This window comes from Brachyspira hampsonii, assembly GCF_002214805.1.
GTDB lineage: Bacteria > Spirochaetota > Brachyspiria > Brachyspirales > Brachyspiraceae > Brachyspira > Brachyspira hampsonii.
The window spans coordinates 94,432-114,938 of the sequence record NZ_CP019914.1 but is presented as its reverse complement, the minus strand read 5'-3'; the positions used below and the strand labels follow the sequence as shown (position 1 = coordinate 114,938).

General features: G+C 26.5%; 18 protein-coding genes. 11 read left to right on the top strand and 7 right to left on the bottom strand.

The window, feature by feature from the left end; all coding sequences use genetic code 11:
• Positions 1-37: 37 nt before the first annotated feature.
• From BHAMNSH16_RS00455 to BHAMNSH16_RS00435, 5 genes are read left to right on the top strand one after another with little or no spacing between them, the layout of a single operon-like run.
• Positions 38-487 (top strand): MOSC domain-containing protein, encoded by a 450-nt coding sequence (locus tag BHAMNSH16_RS00455; RefSeq protein WP_008728247.1) that lies wholly within the window; start codon positions 38-40, stop codon positions 485-487.
• The gene (locus tag BHAMNSH16_RS00450; protein WP_008728249.1) at positions 459-935 is read left to right on the top strand and encodes a MogA/MoaB family molybdenum cofactor biosynthesis protein; all 477 of its coding nucleotides are present in this window, start codon (positions 459-461) and stop codon (positions 933-935) included. The genes BHAMNSH16_RS00455 and BHAMNSH16_RS00450 overlap by 29 nt, the downstream gene beginning before the upstream one ends.
• Positions 936-973: 38 nt before the next feature.
• Positions 974-1,753, top strand: a complete 780-nt coding sequence (gene modA, locus BHAMNSH16_RS00445) for a molybdate ABC transporter substrate-binding protein (protein WP_008728251.1) — start codon at positions 974-976, stop codon at positions 1,751-1,753.
• Positions 1,754-1,759: 6 nt separating this feature from the next.
• Positions 1,760-2,428 (top strand): molybdate ABC transporter permease subunit, encoded by a 669-nt coding sequence (modB, locus tag BHAMNSH16_RS00440; protein ID WP_008728254.1) that lies wholly within the window; start codon positions 1,760-1,762, stop codon positions 2,426-2,428.
• Between the two features lie 9 nt (positions 2,429-2,437).
• Positions 2,438-3,490, top strand: coding sequence for a sulfate/molybdate ABC transporter ATP-binding protein (locus BHAMNSH16_RS00435; RefSeq protein WP_069731991.1), 1,053 nt, complete (start codon positions 2,438-2,440; stop codon positions 3,488-3,490).
• A gap of 53 nt (positions 3,491-3,543) precedes the next feature.
• Here BHAMNSH16_RS00435 and BHAMNSH16_RS00430 read toward each other — a convergent pair whose 3' ends face one another.
• The 6 genes from BHAMNSH16_RS00430 to BHAMNSH16_RS00405 form a co-directional block, all read right to left on the bottom strand.
• Complete coding sequence (locus BHAMNSH16_RS00430) at positions 3,544-3,972, bottom strand: PepSY-like domain-containing protein (protein ID WP_008725448.1); 429 nt, start codon at positions 3,970-3,972, stop codon at positions 3,544-3,546.
• Positions 3,973-4,070: 98 nt separating this feature from the next.
• A complete protein-coding gene (locus tag BHAMNSH16_RS00425) occupies positions 4,071-5,105 on the bottom strand; it encodes an RluA family pseudouridine synthase (RefSeq protein WP_069731990.1) in 1,035 nt (344 codons plus the stop codon).
• A gap of 79 nt (positions 5,106-5,184) precedes the next feature.
• Positions 5,185-5,940 (bottom strand): ethanolamine utilization protein, encoded by a 756-nt coding sequence (locus tag BHAMNSH16_RS00420; RefSeq protein WP_069731989.1) that lies wholly within the window; start codon positions 5,938-5,940, stop codon positions 5,185-5,187.
• A gap of 37 nt (positions 5,941-5,977) precedes the next feature.
• Positions 5,978-6,757, bottom strand: coding sequence for an ABC transporter ATP-binding protein (locus BHAMNSH16_RS00415; RefSeq protein WP_069731988.1), 780 nt, complete (start codon positions 6,755-6,757; stop codon positions 5,978-5,980).
• A gap of 6 nt (positions 6,758-6,763) precedes the next feature.
• The gene (locus BHAMNSH16_RS00410; RefSeq protein ID WP_008728589.1) at positions 6,764-7,771 is read right to left on the bottom strand and encodes a FecCD family ABC transporter permease; all 1,008 of its coding nucleotides are present in this window, start codon (positions 7,769-7,771) and stop codon (positions 6,764-6,766) included.
• Between the two features lie 4 nt (positions 7,772-7,775).
• A complete protein-coding gene (locus BHAMNSH16_RS00405; RefSeq protein WP_069731987.1) occupies positions 7,776-8,711 on the bottom strand; it encodes an ABC transporter substrate-binding protein in 936 nt (311 codons plus the stop codon).
• Positions 8,712-9,186: 475 nt separating this feature from the next.
• Between BHAMNSH16_RS00405 and BHAMNSH16_RS00400 the strand changes: the two genes are divergently transcribed.
• The 6 genes from BHAMNSH16_RS00400 to uvrA all read left to right on the top strand — a co-directional run bounded on the left by BHAMNSH16_RS00400 (position 9,187) and on the right by uvrA (position 18,069).
• Complete coding sequence (locus BHAMNSH16_RS00400) at positions 9,187-9,624, top strand: hypothetical protein (protein WP_069731986.1); 438 nt, start codon at positions 9,187-9,189, stop codon at positions 9,622-9,624.
• 2 nt (positions 9,625-9,626) lie between these two features.
• Complete coding sequence (locus BHAMNSH16_RS00395; RefSeq protein ID WP_008728517.1) at positions 9,627-10,256, top strand: P-loop NTPase family protein; 630 nt, start codon at positions 9,627-9,629, stop codon at positions 10,254-10,256.
• A complete protein-coding gene (locus tag BHAMNSH16_RS00390; protein WP_088859725.1) occupies positions 10,253-10,702 on the top strand; it encodes a hypothetical protein in 450 nt (149 codons plus the stop codon). Before BHAMNSH16_RS00395 ends, BHAMNSH16_RS00390 begins: the two co-directional genes overlap by 4 nt.
• Positions 10,703-10,803: 101 nt before the next feature.
• Complete coding sequence (locus BHAMNSH16_RS00385) at positions 10,804-11,100, top strand: hypothetical protein (RefSeq protein ID WP_088859724.1); 297 nt, start codon at positions 10,804-10,806, stop codon at positions 11,098-11,100.
• 13 nt (positions 11,101-11,113) lie between these two features.
• The gene (locus BHAMNSH16_RS00380; protein ID WP_069731984.1) at positions 11,114-11,917 is read left to right on the top strand and encodes a hypothetical protein; all 804 of its coding nucleotides are present in this window, start codon (positions 11,114-11,116) and stop codon (positions 11,915-11,917) included.
• Between the two features lie 335 nt (positions 11,918-12,252).
• A complete protein-coding gene (uvrA, locus tag BHAMNSH16_RS00375) occupies positions 12,253-18,069 on the top strand; it encodes an excinuclease ABC subunit UvrA (protein WP_008726451.1) in 5,817 nt (1,938 codons plus the stop codon).
• Between the two features lie 570 nt (positions 18,070-18,639).
• Here uvrA and BHAMNSH16_RS00370 read toward each other — a convergent pair.
• Positions 18,640-20,451: a ligand-binding sensor domain-containing protein gene (locus tag BHAMNSH16_RS00370; protein WP_069731983.1), complete on the bottom strand. Its 1,812-nt coding sequence runs from the start codon at positions 20,449-20,451 to the stop codon at positions 18,640-18,642.
• Positions 20,452-20,507: the final 56 nt, after the last annotated feature.

Here is a 20,507-nt window from a genome sequence, read left to right as displayed (position 1 = left end):
ATAATATTTTTTTTATTATATAAATTAGAATTACATTATGGAAAAGAAATATTTCAAATTAATTTCATTAAATATATCAAAAGATACAGGTACAATAAAAACTCCTGTAAAAAGCATAACTTTGGTAGAAGATAAAGGTGTTCTTAATGATGCCCATTTTAATAAGATAAAAGACAGACAAGTTTCTTTGCTTGCCATTGAAGATATAGAATACACAAATGATAAAATGCAATCCAATCTCAAACCGGGCGATTTTGCAGAAAATATAACAACAAAAGATATTGAGCTTTATAAACTGCCTATAGGAACAAAAATGTATATAGGAGATACTATAGTGGAAGTTTCTAAAATAGGAAAGGCTTGTCATCATGGATGCGATATAAAACAATTAGTGGGCGACTGCATTATGCCTAAAAAAGGTATATTTGTAAGAGTTGTTAAAGGCGGTGAAATAAAAGTTGAAGATACTTGTTATTACTGTGTCTGATAGAGCTTTCAAAGGCATATATGAAGATAAATCCGGTGCTGTCATAGTAAAAACTCTTGAAGATAATTTGAAAGATAAAATTACAAATATAAAAAAAATAATAGTTCCAGATGAATATGATATAATATTAAAAGCCTTAAATGAAAATAAAAATAACTTTGATATTATAATAACTACAGGAGGCACAGGCTTATCTCAAAGAGATGTAACTCCTGAAGCAACAGAGGCATTTTGTAAAAAAGAAGTAAGAGGAATATCTGATTATTTAAGACAAGAATCAATAAAAGACACAATATTTGCTGCTTTATCAAGAGGATATGCCGGTATTAATGATAATGTATTTGTAGTTAATTTTCCCGGAAGCAAAAAAGGTGCTGAATACTGCACTAATTTACTGATACCTTTACTAGAACATATCATTAGTATGATGAAAGGTGAAGGGCATTAAATATTTTTAATATAAAAAACAAAATTAAAGGTGTTGCTATGAAAAAAATAATATTTATAACTTTATTAATATCTTATTTATTTGTATCATGCGGTTCTTCAAATACTGCACAAACTAATACAGAAAATAAAGAGATATTGGTATTGGCTGCGGCAAGCTTAACTGATGTACTTACAGAATTAGCTGAAAATTATAAAACAGAAACAGGAACAACTGTTACATTCTCATTTGCTTCATCAGGAGCATTACAAACTCAAATAGAAGCAGGAGCACCGGCTGATATTTTCTTTTCGGCAGCACAAAAACAAATGGATGCCTTACAAGAAAAAGATTTAATTGATAAAAATACAATAAAAGATTTGCTTGAAAATAAAATTGTATTAATATCTCCAAGTAATTCAGCTTTAAATATAAAATCATTTACGGATATAACAAATGCCGATATTACTAAAGTAGGATTAGGAGAACCGAAAAGTGTGCCTGTAGGACAGTATTCTGAAGAAATATTAAGTAATTTATCCATATTAGATGATGTTAAGCAAAAGGCAGTTTACGGTTCTGATGTTAGAAATGTACTTTCTTGGGTGGAAACAGGAGAAGTTGACTGTGGTATAGTCTATGCTACTGATGCACAAATAGCAAAAAATATAAATATAATAGCAGAAGCTCCTGAAGGCACTCATAAAAAAGTTATTTACCCTATAGCTATAGTAAAATCTTCAGAGAATAAAGAAGAAGCTAAAAAGTTTATAGATTATATATCTAATGACAAAGCTATAGAAGCATTCAAAAAATACGGTTTTACTGTAATACAATAAATAAACATGGAATATTCTCCATTAATTTTATCTATAAAAACTGCATTATATTCCACAATAATAACTTTTTTTATAGGAATATACGCAGCTCTTATAGTAGTAAAAATTAAAAAATTTTCATCTCTTTTTGATATAATATTTACACTTCCGCTTGTGCTTCCTCCTACAGTTGTGGGATTTTTTCTATTATTATTGTTTGGAAGAAATTCTTTTATAGGAGGCATAGCTGCTAAATTAGGATTTCCTTTTGTATTTACATTAAGAGGTGCAGTATTAGCTTCATTTATAGTATCATTTCCTATAATGTATAGAACTTCAAAAGGTGCATTCGAGCAAATCGATAAAAACATAATAAATGCAGCAAGAACATTAGGAAAATCAGAAAATTGGATATTTTGGAGAGTAATACTTCCAAATACTTGGCATTCTATACTTGGGGGAACTATACTATCATTTACGAGGGCATTGGGAGAGTTTGGGGCTACTATAATGATAGCAGGAAATATACCAAAAAAAACACAGACTATGTCATTGGCCGTATATACAGCTGTTCAGGCTGGGGACAGAGAACTAGCTTTTAAATGGGTTATGATAATTGTGTCAATATCATTTATAAGTATAATGATTATGAATATTATACTGCCTATTTCTGATAGCATAAAAAAAAGATTATGAGGTTTTATATTGAGTTTAATAGTTGATATAAAAAAGAAGCTGTCTAATTTTGATTTAGATTTGCAGTTTGAAGTAAGAAGCGGAGTGTTTTCTATACTCGGAGCATCTGGAAGCGGTAAAAGTATGGCTTTAAAATGTATTGCAGGAATTGAAAAACCTGACAGCGGATATATAGAATTTAATGGAAATATTTTTTATGATTCTAAGAAACATATTAATATAAAACCTCAAAAAAGAAATGTTGGTTTTTTATTTCAAAATTATGCTTTATTTCCAAATATGACAGTTGAAGAAAATATTAAATGCGGTATAAGAGATAAAAAAAATAATATTGACATTAAAAGCATAATGAATAAATTTTTTATATATGATATTAAAAATAAAAAGCCGAGAGAAATATCAGGAGGAGAACAGCAAAGAACTGCATTAGCAAGAATATTTGTATCATCTCCTAGTATATTAATGCTTGATGAACCTTTGAGTGCTTTAGATTATCATATAAAATGGGAACTAGAAAAATTTATTTTATCAGCTATAAAAGAGTTTGACGGCACTACTTTATTTGTATCGCATAATAGAGACGAGGTTTACAGACTATCAGACAATATAGGAATAATAAATAAAGGAAAATTTGATATAATAGATTCTAAATATAATCTATTTGAAAATCCTAAAACATATTTCTCAGCACTTCTTACAGGATATAAAAATTTTTCAAGAATAAAAATATTAGAAAATAGCAAAGTAGAATGCATTGATTGGAATATTAATTTAACTATTGAAAATAATAATTTAAAAAATATAGAAAATGCTAATTATATAGGAATGCGTCCTTATTCTTTTTTTGATTACGATGATAATAAAAAAAATGATATATATATAAGATCCAAGATAATAAATATTACAGAGGATATGTTTTCATATATTATAACTTTAGTACCAATAAACAGCGAAAATCAAATAACTTGGAGGCTGGATAAAAATAAATATAAAAATGATTATAAACTTGGAAAAGAAATAAATTTAGGTTTTGAAAGTAATGACATAATATTTTTAAAATAAATAAAAGCAGCAGGATAAAAAATCCAGCCGCTTTTATAAAAATGCATCATCAATTAATCATCAAATTTTTGTCTCATAATCTGTCCGTTTCCTGTTACCATAAGCTCCATCATATTGTTTAATTTTAGTTTATAGTTTCCCCACTCTTTTTCTGCATCAATTATAGCAGCCTGAGGATATGCATTTCTTACAGCCTGTATAACAGCAGCAGGAAAAGCAGCATCTGGTATAGGAGCATATTCACTGTCTATATTATCCCAATCTCCATTACCTAAAAAGTCTATAGACACACCATTTGATAACTGCACATCAAATTTTCTTCCGTCTCTTTCAACTTTCCAAATTTGAGCTCCCGGAAATACTCTTTGTATAAATGCTGATGCTTGCTGAGGCAATGCTGAAGGCGGAACCACCATATCAGCAAAAAGACTTGAAGCTGATAAAATAAATAATGATGCTAAAAAGATAGATAATTTTTTCATGATTTACTCTCCTTAAATATTAATATATGTAAATTATCTTTACAATTATAAGTATAGCACTTTCAAGATATTTGTCAAGTTTCTTTACAATATTTTTACTATTTTTTTACAATATTTTCTATTTTTTTTATTAATTCTCTTAAATCTTTGGGTAAAGGTGCTTTTACTTTGATTATTTCATCAGTAATTGGGTGATTAAATTTAAGACTATAGGCATGTAGAGCCTGTCTATTGAAAAAACCTTCAGGAATAATACCTTTTTCTATGAAATCATCAAAAACTTTAGGACCATACTTTCCATATATTTTATCACCTATCATAAAAAACCCTTTAGAATATAAATGTACTCTTATCTGATGCATTCTTCCTGTATAAAGTCTTGCCATAACAACAGCATAGTCCCCTATTTTTTTTATGGTTTTGAAAGAAGTTTTTGAATATTTTGAACCTTCGATATTTTCTTTATGAAGTGTTTGAAATCTTCTGTAATATTCATGTCCGCTTTCAAGCATATAGCCTTCAACAGTAAATTTATCTTCTATATCTTTAGCATTTTCTATTACAGCAATATATGTTTTTTTTATTGAATTTCTTTTATACTGTTTTCCATTCACTTTTCTTCCGGCAAGCATAGCACAGAAATTCGATGCTGATTTGCTGCTTCTTGAAAGGACTACGCATCCGCTGGTTTCTCTGTCTATTCTATTAAGCATATTTATATTGCTATTGAGCATGTTTTTTACTATTGTATGAAGTGTATTATGATAATATTTACCCGAAGGTATAACCGGCAAATTAGCTGGCTTATTCGCTACAATTAAATCTCCGTCATCATATACTATGGATACATTTTTATTAACTTCAGGCTCTTTCATTCCTATAATATGATAAGCTATTTCATCTCCTTTTTTTACGGTTCTTGTATATTTTACTTTACTATTATTAAGAAGAACTAAACCCTGACCTATCAAATCCTGCCATTTATTTCTTGAATAATAAGAGAATCTATCTCCCATATATTTATCTAATCTTGTATTTTCTTCTATATCTTCTTCTATGCGGCATTTTCTTATTACAGATTTTTTATACAATTCTTCTATATTCTCATTTAATTTATTTTTTTTCTTTCTCATAGATATGATTATACTAATAGTATAAAAAATTGTCAAAATGTATAGTAAATATTTTTTATTTTTGATTAAGAACAATTTATTATTCAAGTATATATTTATCTGTATATGCCATTAGCATTAATATATAAACAGCACTGCTCATACGATTTAATAATTTTATGAGATCTTCTCTTTCATTCTTCAAAGCATTATAAGCTATTAATTCTGCTTCTCTAACCGCTGTTCTTATCAAATTAAGTTTTATAACAGTATACGGCATATTATAATTAACAAATATATGATCACATCCAAAATACTCTTTAGGGTGATGAGATATATTTCTTATCTCTTCTTCTTTCAAACCGAATATAGTATCAAATTCCAAACTTTTATTAGAAACCTCAGAATATAATATTGCATGAATAAGTTTATGATATTTTTCTAAATATTCTAATAATTTGTATTCATCTCTTTCTTTAAACTCAAATTGTATATCTATTATCAAAGCAAGAAGACTATCTAATTTTCCCCTAAATATTATCCTAGGATGATTTTTTTCTACTAATACATTATTATATAAATGAGTATAATTTTCAGGTTTAGTATCCAATCTCTTATTTGTCTCATAATCTATATAATATACAATATTTTCTATCCCGCTTATACCATAAGATTTAGGACTTGATGTAGAACTTCCAATATTAATATTATTAGATATTATTTTTAGTTTTATTTTTCTTGAAGCCAAATATTTTATAGCAGAAGGTGTAACAAAAACTCCTTCTGCTATAAAATATTCTGATATATCTTTATTGAGTATTTCATCTCTAATCATTTGTTCTGTCAAAACTTTCATAAATAATCCTTATATTGATTTTATAACAAAATAAAAATTATTTCCATTTATTAAAACATTTATTCATATAATCTATTACATTTATATCATAAATATCATTTAACAATCTTATATCAAAATTATCTATACTTCCGAAATATTTAGAACCGCCGTTTTTTAAAATTAATAATTTATCTGCAAAATTCAAAGCAGCATTTATATCATGAAGAACTGCTATAATACATCGTCTTTCATTTTTTACCCACTCTTTCAAATGATAAATTAATTCTATCTGACTATTTAAATCCAAATGATTAGTAGGTTCATCCATAAGTATTATACTAGGATTTTGTACAAAAGTTCTAGCCAAAAATATTCTCTGTAATTCACCGCCTGAAAGTTCTGTTATTAATTTATCTTTTAAATGCATTATCTTTAATTTTTCCATATAATAAATTACAAATTCTTTATCCGCTTTACTTGGTATTGATAATAATTTATCTTTATAGCTTGAATATCTTCCCATCATTATAGTATCATAAGCAGTATATCCAAAATATATAGCAGAAATCTGACTCATAATAGCTATAGTTTTATAACTATCTATTTTTTTTATATTTTCATTATTAATGAGTATCTCTCCTTTATCGATATCTATTATCTTACATAAAGATTTTAGCAAAGTGCTTTTTCCGCATCCATTAGGCCCTATAATACATAAACTTTCATTTGAATTAACATAAAAAGAAATATCTCTTAAGACTTCTTTTTTATTTGTATAACTTAAATATAAATTTTTTACTTCAAACATTTTATTTGTTATTTGCATATCATTCATAATAAATCACATTCCTTTCATATTGCTGCTGGATATAAATACATACAAAAAGAAAGGTGCACCTATAACTGCAGTAACAATACCTATAGGAATATTGGAGCCTTGAACTATAATTCTTGAAAATATATCAGAAACATTCAATATTAATGCCCCAATCAAAGCAGACATAGGAAGTACAATTATATGTTTTGCTCCAAATATTTTTCTTGTTATATGCGGAGATACTAAGTCTATAAAACCTATTATGCCGGTAAATGCTACCAAAACCGCTGTTATAAATGATGAAATTAATATAAAAAATATTCTCATGTTTTTAACATTTATACCAATAGCTAAACTTGTTTCATCTCCAAATGTCATTATGTCTAATACATTTGAGTATTTCATAAGCAGAAGTAATGATATCAAAGTAATAAATATTATTATTAAAATATCCAATTTATTTCTCACAAATAAACTTCCAAGCTGCCAAAGTATTATTTGATTTGAATATTTCGGAAACATATATGACAAAAAACTCATTAAAGAACTTAGAAATAATGATATAACAATTCCTGCAAGTATTATAGAATTATTGCTCATATATTTATCTATTCTGTTTGATATAAATAATATAAATAGTATGGTAATAAAGGCTAATAGCATTGATATGCCTATAAAAATATACTGATTAAAAGATATACCCATAATTATAATAAATGCTGCTCCAAGACCTGCACCTGATGATATTCCCAAATTATATGCAGAGGCTAATGGATTTCTTAGTATTGACTGTATAACAACGCCTGTTATGGATAGTGAAGCTCCTACAAATAATGATAATATAGAATGCTGAAGTCTAATACCTACAATATCAGAATTTATTTTATCTATATTCATAATCTCAAAATTAAAAAACTTATATAGTAATATTGCAAATATTTCCTTTGGATGTATGAATACGCTTCCTATACATATTGACAATACAGCAGAAATAATAACTAAAAGTAAAATTATTATAACTTTTTTAATCATTATATTAATTCCTAATTATTTCAATATCTTTGTATTCATTAGGATAAATATATTTAGCCATCATAATTAAGGCATTTACAATATTATGTGTAGGCAATGAAGCTGAATCTATATAGTACACATCTTTATTTTTTATAGCATTTATATTTTGCCAAGATTTACGGTTTAATATTTCTTCTGAAGGATTATCTATATAGTTAACGCTTGTAAATATTATATCAGGATTAGTAAATAATACATTTTCTTCAGCAGTAGTTATCCAAGAATTTTTATCAGAAAATATATTAGATGCACCTATAATATTTATCATATCGTCTAAATAAACATTAGTTCCGAACGAATATAAATTGGGTAAAGCGGCTATTTCAAAATAAACTTTCTTCTTATTTTCTATGCCTTCACCTATAGCTCTAATATTTTTTATATTTTTGTCCATAATACTTATAATATTAGAAGCTGCATCACTTTTATTCAAAACATTACCTAAAAAAGTTATATCATCTTCTATAGATTTTATAGTATCGCTGTTTGGTATGACGGCAACACATATATCCGAAGCCTTTATAGAATCTAATGAATTTTTTCCTGAAAATACACTAAAATTATTAACAAAAACAATATCAGGCTTCATAGCTATCATTTTTTCAGAATCAGGGTTAAGCATATCGAAAACTGTAATATTAGATGCATCTATATTATTAGTCTGTAAAATTTCTATTGAAGTGGAATCTGAAGCTGTTATTTTATCAGCAAGTCCTAATGCTAATATAACATCTGTAATCGAAGGAGATAAACATGCTATATTTTCTATTTTTTCAGGCAGAACTATATTATTTCCAGCCCTGTCTTTTATAGATAAGTTTTTATTATTTTTATCCGCATTACCGCATGAAAATAATAAAATACTAAAAAAAATAAAAAATATATTGATAGTTTTCATAAAAGACTTCTTTATAAAAAATATTTTAATTGTGGAAGTATAAACTAAAGGAGTGTTATTGTCAATTATTAATTTTTAGTTTAGTATTTAAATACATAGATATTGCAAACTTTAGAAAAAAGATAGTCGAAATTATATTAATATTAGAATATATTTGATTTTTATGCATTTATTTAAAATTCCCTCCCTTTACATTTACAGCTAATTTATAAATCATAATCTAATAATATTTTTTTGTTTTTATTTTAAATATAAAATCAGTCCTAAATCTTTATTAAATTTATAATATCTTTAATCCAAACTTATATAATTAATAAGCTATATATTCATGTATTAATACATGATAAATGCTATTAATTCTCTTGATTTTTTATTATATATATATATATAATAATTAATTATAAATTATATTATTCTCTATAATTAAATTATATGTATATTTTTATTTATGTTTTATTTAAATAAGGATTGTATCATGATAGTTGCTACTATACAAGGTAAAAAAGAAGGCGGTAAACATACAACTGTAATTAATGGAAAATTGGTTACAGGAGATGAGCAGCAGAATGCAATAGATGTATTGTATTCTAAAATATCAGGAATAAAGTTTGATGATAGAAGTTATGGAATAAAAAAGCTTAATTCTAATGAGTTTTTTTGTTATATGGAACATCCTGAAAAAGATATTGCTGGGAGAACTAGGAAAGTTTTAATAGTATTTGATAAAAACACAGAAGAAGAAATTATTAAAAAAACCATAGAAACTATGGAGCTTAATTATGATACATTTTTAAATATTTATAATTCATCTAATGTTAAAATTAATTATAATGTAATATTATTGTGTATAGGTTTATGTATAGGAGCTTTAGCAATAACTATTACATTAAAAAATAAATTATCAAGGAGGTAAAAATGGGATTTTTTAGTGATCTTTTTGAGTCTGAAGAGGATAGAAAAAAAAGGGAAAAAAAAGAGCAGCAGGAAGCTATAGCAACAATTGCTGGTGGAGCTGCATTATTAGGAGGTATTCTTTTTGGTGTAAAAGCATTGTCTGATAATCAAATCAGAGATAAAATATTAATTTTGGGAGAAACGCAAGCGGGTAAAGATACCTTATTTCATATATTGAATAATGAAGGATTTAAAAAAGATACTGTTGCTACAGCAGCTCATAAAGTTAATGATGTAAAATTAAAATCAGACTATAGAATTAATATTATAAATACTAGTGGAAGTGAAAGTACATATTCAGATACAGAAAAAGCTAAAGAATTAGATTTTAATATTTTATGCTATGTATTTAATGCTGAAAATTATAATAAAAATATGAATATTAAATATGGTTTACAAAATGCTATAGAAGAAGCTAAGTTTAAAGGTGCTGAGGCTTTTGCTATAGGTACTAGAGGAAAAAATATTAATAATATATCTGAAATTGAAAATGATATAAATAAATTGGGTATAAAATCTAAAATATTTGAATTGAGTGATAATCCTAGAGAGGAAATAATAAAGTTTTTATTTTCAGGTAAAAAAATATGATAGTTGTTACTATACAAGGTATAGAAGATGGAGGAAAACATATAACTGCTTATGATGGAAAAATAGTTATAGGTGAAGAACAACAAAAAATTATTGATGATCTCTATAAAAGGTTAAAATATTTCAATATAAATGCTGATAAAAAAATTCAAAGAAAGAAAAACTATAATTTCTTTACTATGGAGCATGAAATTAGAGATATAGCTGGCAGAAGAAGAAAAGCATTAATTTTTTGGGATCAATATGCTACAGATTCCATTATAAAAGATACATTTGATATTATCGGTCTAGATTATGAGCAAATTAAATTGAAAATTGAAGAGACTAAAAAATCTGAAGATATGAAGAATAAATTGATAATATCATCAGTTATTACTGGATTAACAAGTTTATTTTCTGGATTTTTATTATATAAAAAATTAATTATAATAAATCTAATATTTTAATTTTAGGAGGTTCAAAAGAATTACTTTTTAATTTTCTTAAAGAAAACAATAAAAAAATTATTGATTCAACTAATGTTAAAAGATTAATAGTTAAACACAATATGAATATTCTTAATTTATTAATTAATAAAACAGAAGATAATGTTAAAGATTTAAAAAATTATATATATACTAAAATATGTTATGTATTTAGTGCCAAAAATGATAATTTAGAGAATGTTTTTAATGATATTGATGAATTGTTGAAACATAATGTTCAATTATCATTTTTATGTATAACTGATAATTCTATAACTGAAGAATATAAGAAATTAATAGAAAGTAAAATTAATAATTATATATTATGTGAATTAAATGAAGATTATAAAATAAAAATATTAGACTTTTTAATAAAATAATTAGGAGATTAAAATGATTGAAAAAGATGGTATATTATTATTGGACGGTCAAACAAAATATAATATAGACCATAATCCAAATAAAACTAGAGAAATTATAAATGGTTTTTCTATGTATAATTTTGGAGATGATATACTTAAAGGTTTAAAGTTAAAATTAGATGCTAAAGAGCCTATGGATTTGTTTCAATATAGAAATGATAAAGCCGTATATTTAGTGAATAGTAAAATATATAATAATGTATATTATACTATAGAATCATTTAATACAAATTATAAGAAGGATTTTAGGAATTTAATTATAAGAATTGCTAGAAAAATGGGTGCAAAACTTATTACTGTGGTTTTTAGCGATGAAGAAGATTATAATTCATCTAATAAATATAATGTTGATGCAGGTGTAAATATTGCAGATTTACCAATCAATTTGGAAACTAATATAAAAGGTGATAGTTCTGAGTATAAAAATCTAAAACGTCATTCTAAATATACAATAATAGATAATGATGCTGAAGGAGTTTCTAAAGAGGATTTTCAAAAATTTTTAGTTGAAGAAAATATTAACAAGCATGCTTTAGATTTCTTAGAATCAGATATAGAAAACTACTTATATAAAGGAAAAGCTAGTGGAACTATAAAATTTACTGATGTATCATTGGGCCATAGTATAAAAACATTCAATAGATATAAATCTTTGATAGCAGGTATAAATAATCTTCCTAATTTTATAAAATTATCTTTTGATATTGAGGTAAATACTTCTGGAAAATATGAATTAAAATGGGCAGATAAGTTTAAGGTAGATATAGAATTTTAATTTATAAATAATATTAATCATTATGAAGTAAATAAATTTTTTAATTAAAATATGTTATAGTTTCTTGAACTATTTTTTATTTATATAATAGTATCATGTATGCTGTATATTTTATAAAAATAATTATTTAATTGATTATTGTTATAATTGTTATATTTATATTTAATGACTTATTTTGTTTTAAATTTCAGTATTCAGCTATATATAGAGACATTTTATTTTTACAGTTTTTATTATGAAAAGTCTTATTAATATTTAATATAATAAAACCTTTTTTTATATAGAATTTATGTTATAATAGTTTAACTTTTTTATTTTTTATTGAGGATAGATTAATGGCTAACAATTCTATAGAAATAAGAGGAGCTAAAGAGCATAACCTTAAAAATATATCACTGTCAATACCGCATAAAACACTAACCACTCTGACAGGAGTATCAGGAAGCGGAAAAAGTTCTCTGGCATTCGACACTATTTTTAAAGAGGGACAGAGAAGATATTTAGAATCATTATCAGCCTATGCAAGACAGTTTTTAGGCGTTATGGCTAAGGCGGATGTTGAACATATAGAAGGACTATCCCCTACTATTTCTATAGACCAAAAAAGCGTTAATAAAAATCCCCGCTCTACTGTAGGTACTGTTACAGAGATTTATGACTTTTTTAGATTATTATTCGCAAGGCTTGGTGTTCCTTACTGCTCTAAATGCGGACATAAAATTTCAAAGCAAAGCGAAGATCAAATAGCTCATAGTGTGTTAAGAGAGTTCGCAGAGAAAAGAATTTTAGTTCTAGCTCCTATTGTAAGGGATAGAAAGGGGGAGTATAGAAAAGAAATTGAGGAAGTAAAACTTGCAGGATATCCTAGAATAAGAATTGATAATATAGTTTATAAATTCGATGAAGATGAAATACCAGAACTTAAAAGATATGAGAAGCATACTTTAGAAATAGTTATTGATAGGATAAAAGTTGAAGATAAATATTTGTCAAGAATCACTGATGATATCGAGAGGGCTATAAGAATAACAAAGGGATTAGTAGCATTTTATGAAGAGCATGAAAAAAGTGAGGAAGTATTAGAAACAGACACTCCAGAAAATGCTGAAGAAGATACAAAAACTAAAAAGAAAAAAATAAAAATGAGTAAGCAGTTTGAAATAGATAAATATTATAAACTCTATACTACAGAAAGGTCTTGTGCTAATTGCGGACACTCTATTGCTGATATTGAGCCTAATTTGTTTTCATTTAATAACCCTATGGGGGCATGTACTGTTTGCGGAGGACTTGGGGTTGAGCATGTATTTACAGAGAAGCATATTATAAGAGATGATAATTTAAATATTTATGATGGGGCTTTATCATGTTTTGTAGACGATCATATCGGTTTTGACATGGAATACGGCATTGATGAACTAGAGGTTATTGCCAAAACTTATAAAATAGATTTAAAAAAACCTTGGAAAGATTTAACTAAAACAGAAAAAAAATATTTACTTTATGGTACCGATAAAGAAATAAAATGGAGAAAAAGATTTTGGTACCATAGTAAACTTGTAGAAGAGAGAGTACCGGGTATTTTGGACAGATTAAAATACGATTATGAAACTTATAAAAATAGTTATTATGCTAATTTTATGGACGAAGTTGAATGTCCTAAATGCAAGGGTAAAAGAATAAATGAAGATGCATTGTCAGTTAAATTTAATGGTAAAACTATAGCTGATTTTTCTTCAATGACTATAGAAGATTTATATGATTATTTTACTAAATTAAAATTAAAGCCTAATGAAGAGATAATAGGTGCTCCTATAGTAAAAGAGATTATTTACAGATTAACATTTTTAGTGAAAGTGGGATTAACATATTTGACGGTAGAGCGTTCCTCCCCTACTCTTTCAGGCGGAGAATCTCAAAGAATAAGGCTTGCATCTCAAATAGGAAGCGGACTTGAAGGTGTATTATATGTATTAGATGAGCCTTCAATAGGACTTCATCAGTCTGATAATAAAAAATTAATAGAGTCATTAAAAACATTAAGAGATAAAAATAACACCGTTATAGTTGTAGAGCATGACAAAGAAACTATGGAGGAGTCTGACTTTTTAATTGATATAGGTCCTAATGCTGGAGTTAATGGAGGAGAGGTTGTAGGCATTGGAGATTATGAAGAGTTTTTAAAGTCTGATAGATCTTATACTGCAAAATATTTACGCGGCGATGATGATATAGAAATACCAAAGACAAGAAGAGATGGAAACGGAAAATTTTTAAAAGTAATAGGTGCTAATCAATTTAATCTTAAAAATATAGATGTAGAGTTTCCTTTGGGATTATTTATTGTAGTTACAGGACTTTCTGGAAGCGGCAAATCTACTTTGGTTGAAAATATTTTAATGCGTGCCCTGCATAATCATTTTTACGGAAAAACTTTAACCGCAGGCAGTCATGAAAGAATAGAAGGACTTGAAAATATTGATAAGGTTATAGAAGTTGATCAGTCGCCTATAGGAAGAACTCCAAGAAGCAATCCGGCAACTTATACAAAAGTTTTATCTCCTATAAGGGATTTATTTGCTGCTACTAAACTTGCAAAAATGAGAGGATATGATAAAGGCAGATTCTCATTTAATGTAAAAACAGGAAGATGTCCTACTTGTGAGGGTGCTGGAGTTATAGAGTTAGAGATGCAGTTTTTATCTAATGTATTAGTGCCTTGTGAGGAATGCGGAGGTAAAAGATTTAATGCAGAAACTTTGGATGTTAAATACAGGGATAAAACTATATATGATATTCTTGAGATGAGTGTATCAGAAGCCATCAAGTTTTTTGACGGTATAACTTCAATAACAAGAATATTAAAAATAATGGAAGATATAGGACTTGGTTATATAAAATTGGGTCAGCCTTCCACTACTTTGTCTGGAGGAGAGGCTCAAAGAATAAAACTAGCAAGCGAACTTCATAAAATATCTACAGGAAACACTTTATATATATTAGATGAACCTACTACAGGACTTCATTTTGAGGATATAAAAAAATTATTAAAAGCATTAGACGGACTTGTTGATAAAGGAAATACTGTTTTAGTTGTAGAGCATAATTTGGATGTTATTAAATGTGCTGATTATATTATAGATATGGGACCTTTAAGCGGAGATAAAGGAGGAAGAGTTGTTGCCAAAGGAAAGCCAGAGGATATTATAAAAGTAAAAGAATCACTAACTGCAAAAGAACTTAAAGAAATATTAAAGCCTTCAAAAAAGAAAAAAGAAATTATAAAAACTGAAGAAACAAAAAAAGAAGAAAATACTTCATTAATAATAAGAGGTGCCAATAAACATAATCTTAAAAATATCAGCTTAACATTACCAAAAAATAAAATTAATGTTATAACAGGAGTATCTGGAAGCGGAAAAACTTCTCTTGCATTTGACACTATATTTAAAGAAGGTCAGAGAAGATTTGTTGAATCACTTTCTACTTATGCAAGAAGATTTTTAGGAAGATTTGAAGATGCTAATGTTGAAAAGATAGAAGGACTTGCTCCTGCCATAGCAATAGATCAAAAAAATGTAAGCAGAAATCCGCGTTCTACTGTTGCAACTGTTACAGAGATTTATGATTATTTCAGACTAATTTTTGCAAGAGTGTCAAAGCCTCATTGTCCTCATTGCAATGATAAAGATACTCTAAAAGCTGAAACTCCTTCAATACTTGCAACTGAAATTATTGATACTATGGACTTACATAAACTTATTATAATTTCTCCTTTATATCATAGTTCATTTAATCATAGATTTACTTTTGATGATAATGATGCAAAAGATATAAAAAAAATTATAGAAAAAACAAGAGAAGCTGGTTATGTGAGAATGCAGATTAATAATAATGATTATGTTATAGATGACATTACAGAAGAAGAAATTGCTTCCTTATCAAAAGAAGAGATATATTCTGTAGGTATAGTTATTGACAGAATAGTTGTTGGAAAGGATAAAAGAGCTAGAATTGCTGATGCTATTGAAAGGGCTATGGATTTGTCAAACGGAGTGGTGCATATAAAGGCTTCACATGGCATAATTATAAAAGAAAGTTTCCATACGAAGTTTCCAGCATGTCTTTTGCATGGTATATTATTTGATTTTGAAGTTACACCAAGACATTTTTCATTTAATTCGCATTGGGGATACTGTGAAGAGTGCAAAGGACTTGGAAGTAAGCCTACATTCAGTATAGATTTGGCAATAAAAGACAGTACAAAGCCTTTATTTGACGGTGCATTAGATACTGCTCTTCATAATATGTTTTCTACTCATGGTAAGCATTATACAGATTCATTATTCAGATTATTAAAAAGAAATGGCATAACAAAAAAAGATTTATATCAAACTCCTTTTAATGAACTTGATAAAAAAGTGATAGATACAGTATTCTTCGGCGGTGATTATGCCATAGGAAATGTTATCACTGCTTGGCATTCTAATAATGATGTTACAAGTGAAGATTATTCAGAGTGGAAAGATAAATCGCTTGGCAAATTTTTTGTTGATGAGGAATGCAGTTCTTGTCATGGCGAAAGGCTTAATGAAGTAATGAGAGCATATACAATACAGGATAAAAATATAAGCCAAGTATGTGCTATGACAGTTGAAGGGGCAATTAATTTCTTTGATGCACTTCCTAAACTTTTAACAGATAGAGAAAATACAATATCAAAAGAAGCAGTAAAAGAAATAAATACAAGGCTTAGCTTTTTGGATAAAGTAGGATTAAATTATTTATCATTAGGCAGAAAATACGCCACACTTTCAGGAGGAGAGGCACAGAGAATAAGGCTTGCTAGTCAGTTGGGTTCTAAACTTACAGGAGTGCTTTATGTATTAGATGAGCCTACTGTAGGACTTCACCCTAGAGATACAAGTCATTTGCTTGATACATTAAAAGAATTAAGAGATTTAAAAAATACTCTTGTAATAGTAGAGCATGACAGAGATACTATGAAAGCTGCAGACAATATTATAGATATGGGACCTTTTGCTGGTGCTTTCGGGGGAGAAGTAGTTTTTGAAGGTAAATATGATGATATATTAAACTCAAATAGTTCACTTACAGGAGATTATTTAAGCGAGAGAAAAAAAGTATTTGAGAAAACTGCTGTAAGAAATGAAGAGACTGAATGCATAAAATTAAAAAATGTTTCTACAAACAATTTAAAAAATATTAGTGTAGATATACCATTAAAAAAAATAGTGGTTGTTACAGGAGTATCTGGAAGCGGTAAATCATCTTTAATAATAGATACACTCTACCCTGCTCTAAAAAAACGCAGACTCAATCAATACTCAAAATTTGAAAGTGCTGAAATACCAAGCATTGTTTCTGACACTATATTAGTTGACCAAATATCAATAGTTGGTTCTATTAGAAGTACATTAGTAAGCTATAGTAAAGTGTTTGATAAAATTAGAAATATATTTGCAAAAACTCCTGCAGCAAAAGCAAAGGCATTCGCACCTGGAAGATTCTCATACAATGGCAAAGAAGGAAGATGCAATATATGTGAGGGTAAAGGCATAAGAAAAATAGCTATGCATTTCTTATCTGACATGGAAATAGTTTGTGAGGCTTGCGGAGGTAAAAGATACAATGATGAAACTTTATCCGTAAGGTTCAAATCTCTAAACATAGCTGAAGTATTAGAACTTACAGTCGATGAGGCAATAGAGTTTTTTGACTTTGACAAATCAATCACTAAAACACTTTCTATAATGAGTGAAGTTGGGCTTGGTTATATAAAATTATCCCAAAGGCTTGATACTTTCTCAGGCGGAGAGTTGCAGCGTTTGAAACTTGCTACAGAACTCGCAAAAAAACAAGGTGATGAGCATATAGTTTACATTTTAGATGAACCTACTACAGGACTTCATTTTGATGATGTTAATAAACTTCTTATAGCTTTAAACAAATTGGTAGAAAAAGGACATAGCATCATCATAATAGAGCATAATCCTGATGTTATTAAAGCCGCTGATTATATAATCGATTTAGGATTAGAAGGAGGCACTAACGGCGGGGAGATAATTGCTAAAGGTACTGTTGAAGATATTTTACAGATGAAAAAAGGATACACTTGGAAGTATATTTAATTAAATAATAGACTTGTTTCAAAACTAAATTTGTTAATATTTATAGTTTGTTAATTTAATATTTTTTTAATTATAGTTGGGGCTTTGCCCCAAACCCCACTTCTTTTGTTGGCACAAAGAAGCAAAAGGACTGCATGCTTATATACTAAAATGATGGTTTATATAACATGTAAAACATTTTATTTATTTGTAATTTTAAAATTAAATAATTTCATACTAAATCTTGTCAGCTAGTTTTGAAACAAGTCTAATATAAAGGTATTAACTAAATAATAATTAATACCTTTATAAAAAATTTAATTAGAACTCATCGCTTCTGAATTGTTTATCAGTTAGCAAATTATTTTCTTTTATGACATTAAATAAACATTCTAATATAGCAGTATAATTTTTATCAATAAACTCTCTTGCTTTTTTAGCATTAATAATTTCTTCATTAACATCGCTTGTTTTTTCATTAACTCTATGGGCTAATGAATCTCTTATTTGATTAATTGCTATCCAGTTTTTATCAGGCAGTCTTCTTAAATTTTTTCCTCTATTATCTTTTACAATATTTCCATTTTCATCTTATATTGCATTACTTGATGAATGAAAATGATAACACAATATATATTTTTTATCCTTATATTTTTCTATATCTATATTTTTTCCTTTCCATTGAACAATTTTATTTGTAATTGTTTCTTTTTTTATAAAGATTTTATTAGCATAGGCATCTGCATTTCTTACATAATCAAATAAACGCATGACTACAAGTTCTTTTCTTGTATTGCTCATAATCTCATAAATATCTATTAATACATTTTTGTTTTTTATTTTGGTATCTTCTTTTAAAACTTTAGATTTGGCACATTCATTTATTAATTTAATAATCAATTTATAATTATTAAAGTCATCTTTTTTAAAAATATCTATTATAGTTTTTGTATTATCTCTATTAAGATAATATAAAGATTGTATTAATAAAGGCTCTAATTTTATTTTATAATCATTTGTATTTATAAATTTACTTATGAAATCTATTATAAATATAATAACATTACAAATTTGATATTCTATATTTTTATTATGCTCTAAATTATAGACTTTATTAAACATGTATTTATCAAATAATCGTCTTAAATATTGATAAAGAGAATTATTTAATTTTATATAATAATTTTTTTCTTTTCTTAAATCACATAAATCATAATAACACCAATACATTATTTGAATATCTTCAATGATTTTATATATTACATCATAATTTGGTATGATTTTAGTATATGTTTCATGCTTAGGCTGAACTGGTTCACCAAGTTTGCATAGACGAATTTTGTTATCTTTTATCCTATTCAAATATTTAATATTTATACTTGTATATACATCCATAATGATTTGAAGTTTTTCATTTGGATATTTATTATTAGACATCATATTAAATATATAAAGAATAGCAAGTCTTTCTTTTTCTAAACTTTCTACTGTGTTTTTATCATTTTTATCAATTCTTTTTACTTCTATACTTTTTTTAGTAAAAATAGATATGGCTTTTTCTATTTCAGAATACTTTGTATATATATTAAACAATGTATTTACAAATGTATAAGCAAATACTTCATATATATCATCGATGGTTAAATTGTTATAATTTTCTATTTTCTTTATATTATACTCAATGATATTTTTAGCCCTAATCTTATCTTTTTCATCATTAGTCCTTTTATATCTATTATAATAAAGTCGAGCTATTCTATTTTTTAAATGTAATTTGTTATTGTATTTGCTTAGTATTTCGTACTCTTCTTTCCAAAAGTATATATACTGCAAATTTTCATCTTTTTTTATATTATATCTATTTTTTAGATATTCACTATAATAATTGTATTTATTTAATGATTTTTTCATTTTCTCAAATTTACTTATTTGGTAACTAAGAGTATAATCAGCGGTTATATAATTTATTAAATTATTATTGCTGTCAAGTTCTTTTATTCTGCTTATTATATCTGATATATATTTATCAATATTATTAAGTACTGATATAATTTCATCTTTTACATCTAAATAATATCTGTAAGAATAATGATTAATAAAGCCTGAGTATACTCTGCTAAATATATCATCATCTTCTTTTATTAAATTGAGATGAAATTTTATAGTTTCAACATATTTATTTAAATAGCATATATTGTATAAATAAACTATCATTTCATAGATATTTATGTCTTCAGTATTTTTTTTCTCCATGCTTTTTTTTATTTTTATTAATAAAAAAAATAGTACAGTGTCATAATATACTTTTTTATGCATAGCAAATTCATATTTTAAATGTTTTTTATACATTATATTTATAATTTGAAGCATAGTTGGAATATCTATTTCATCTTTTTCGTACATATTGAAAGCAATTTTAAGGTCTTCGCATAATCTAATTACATTAGTTTTATAATCAC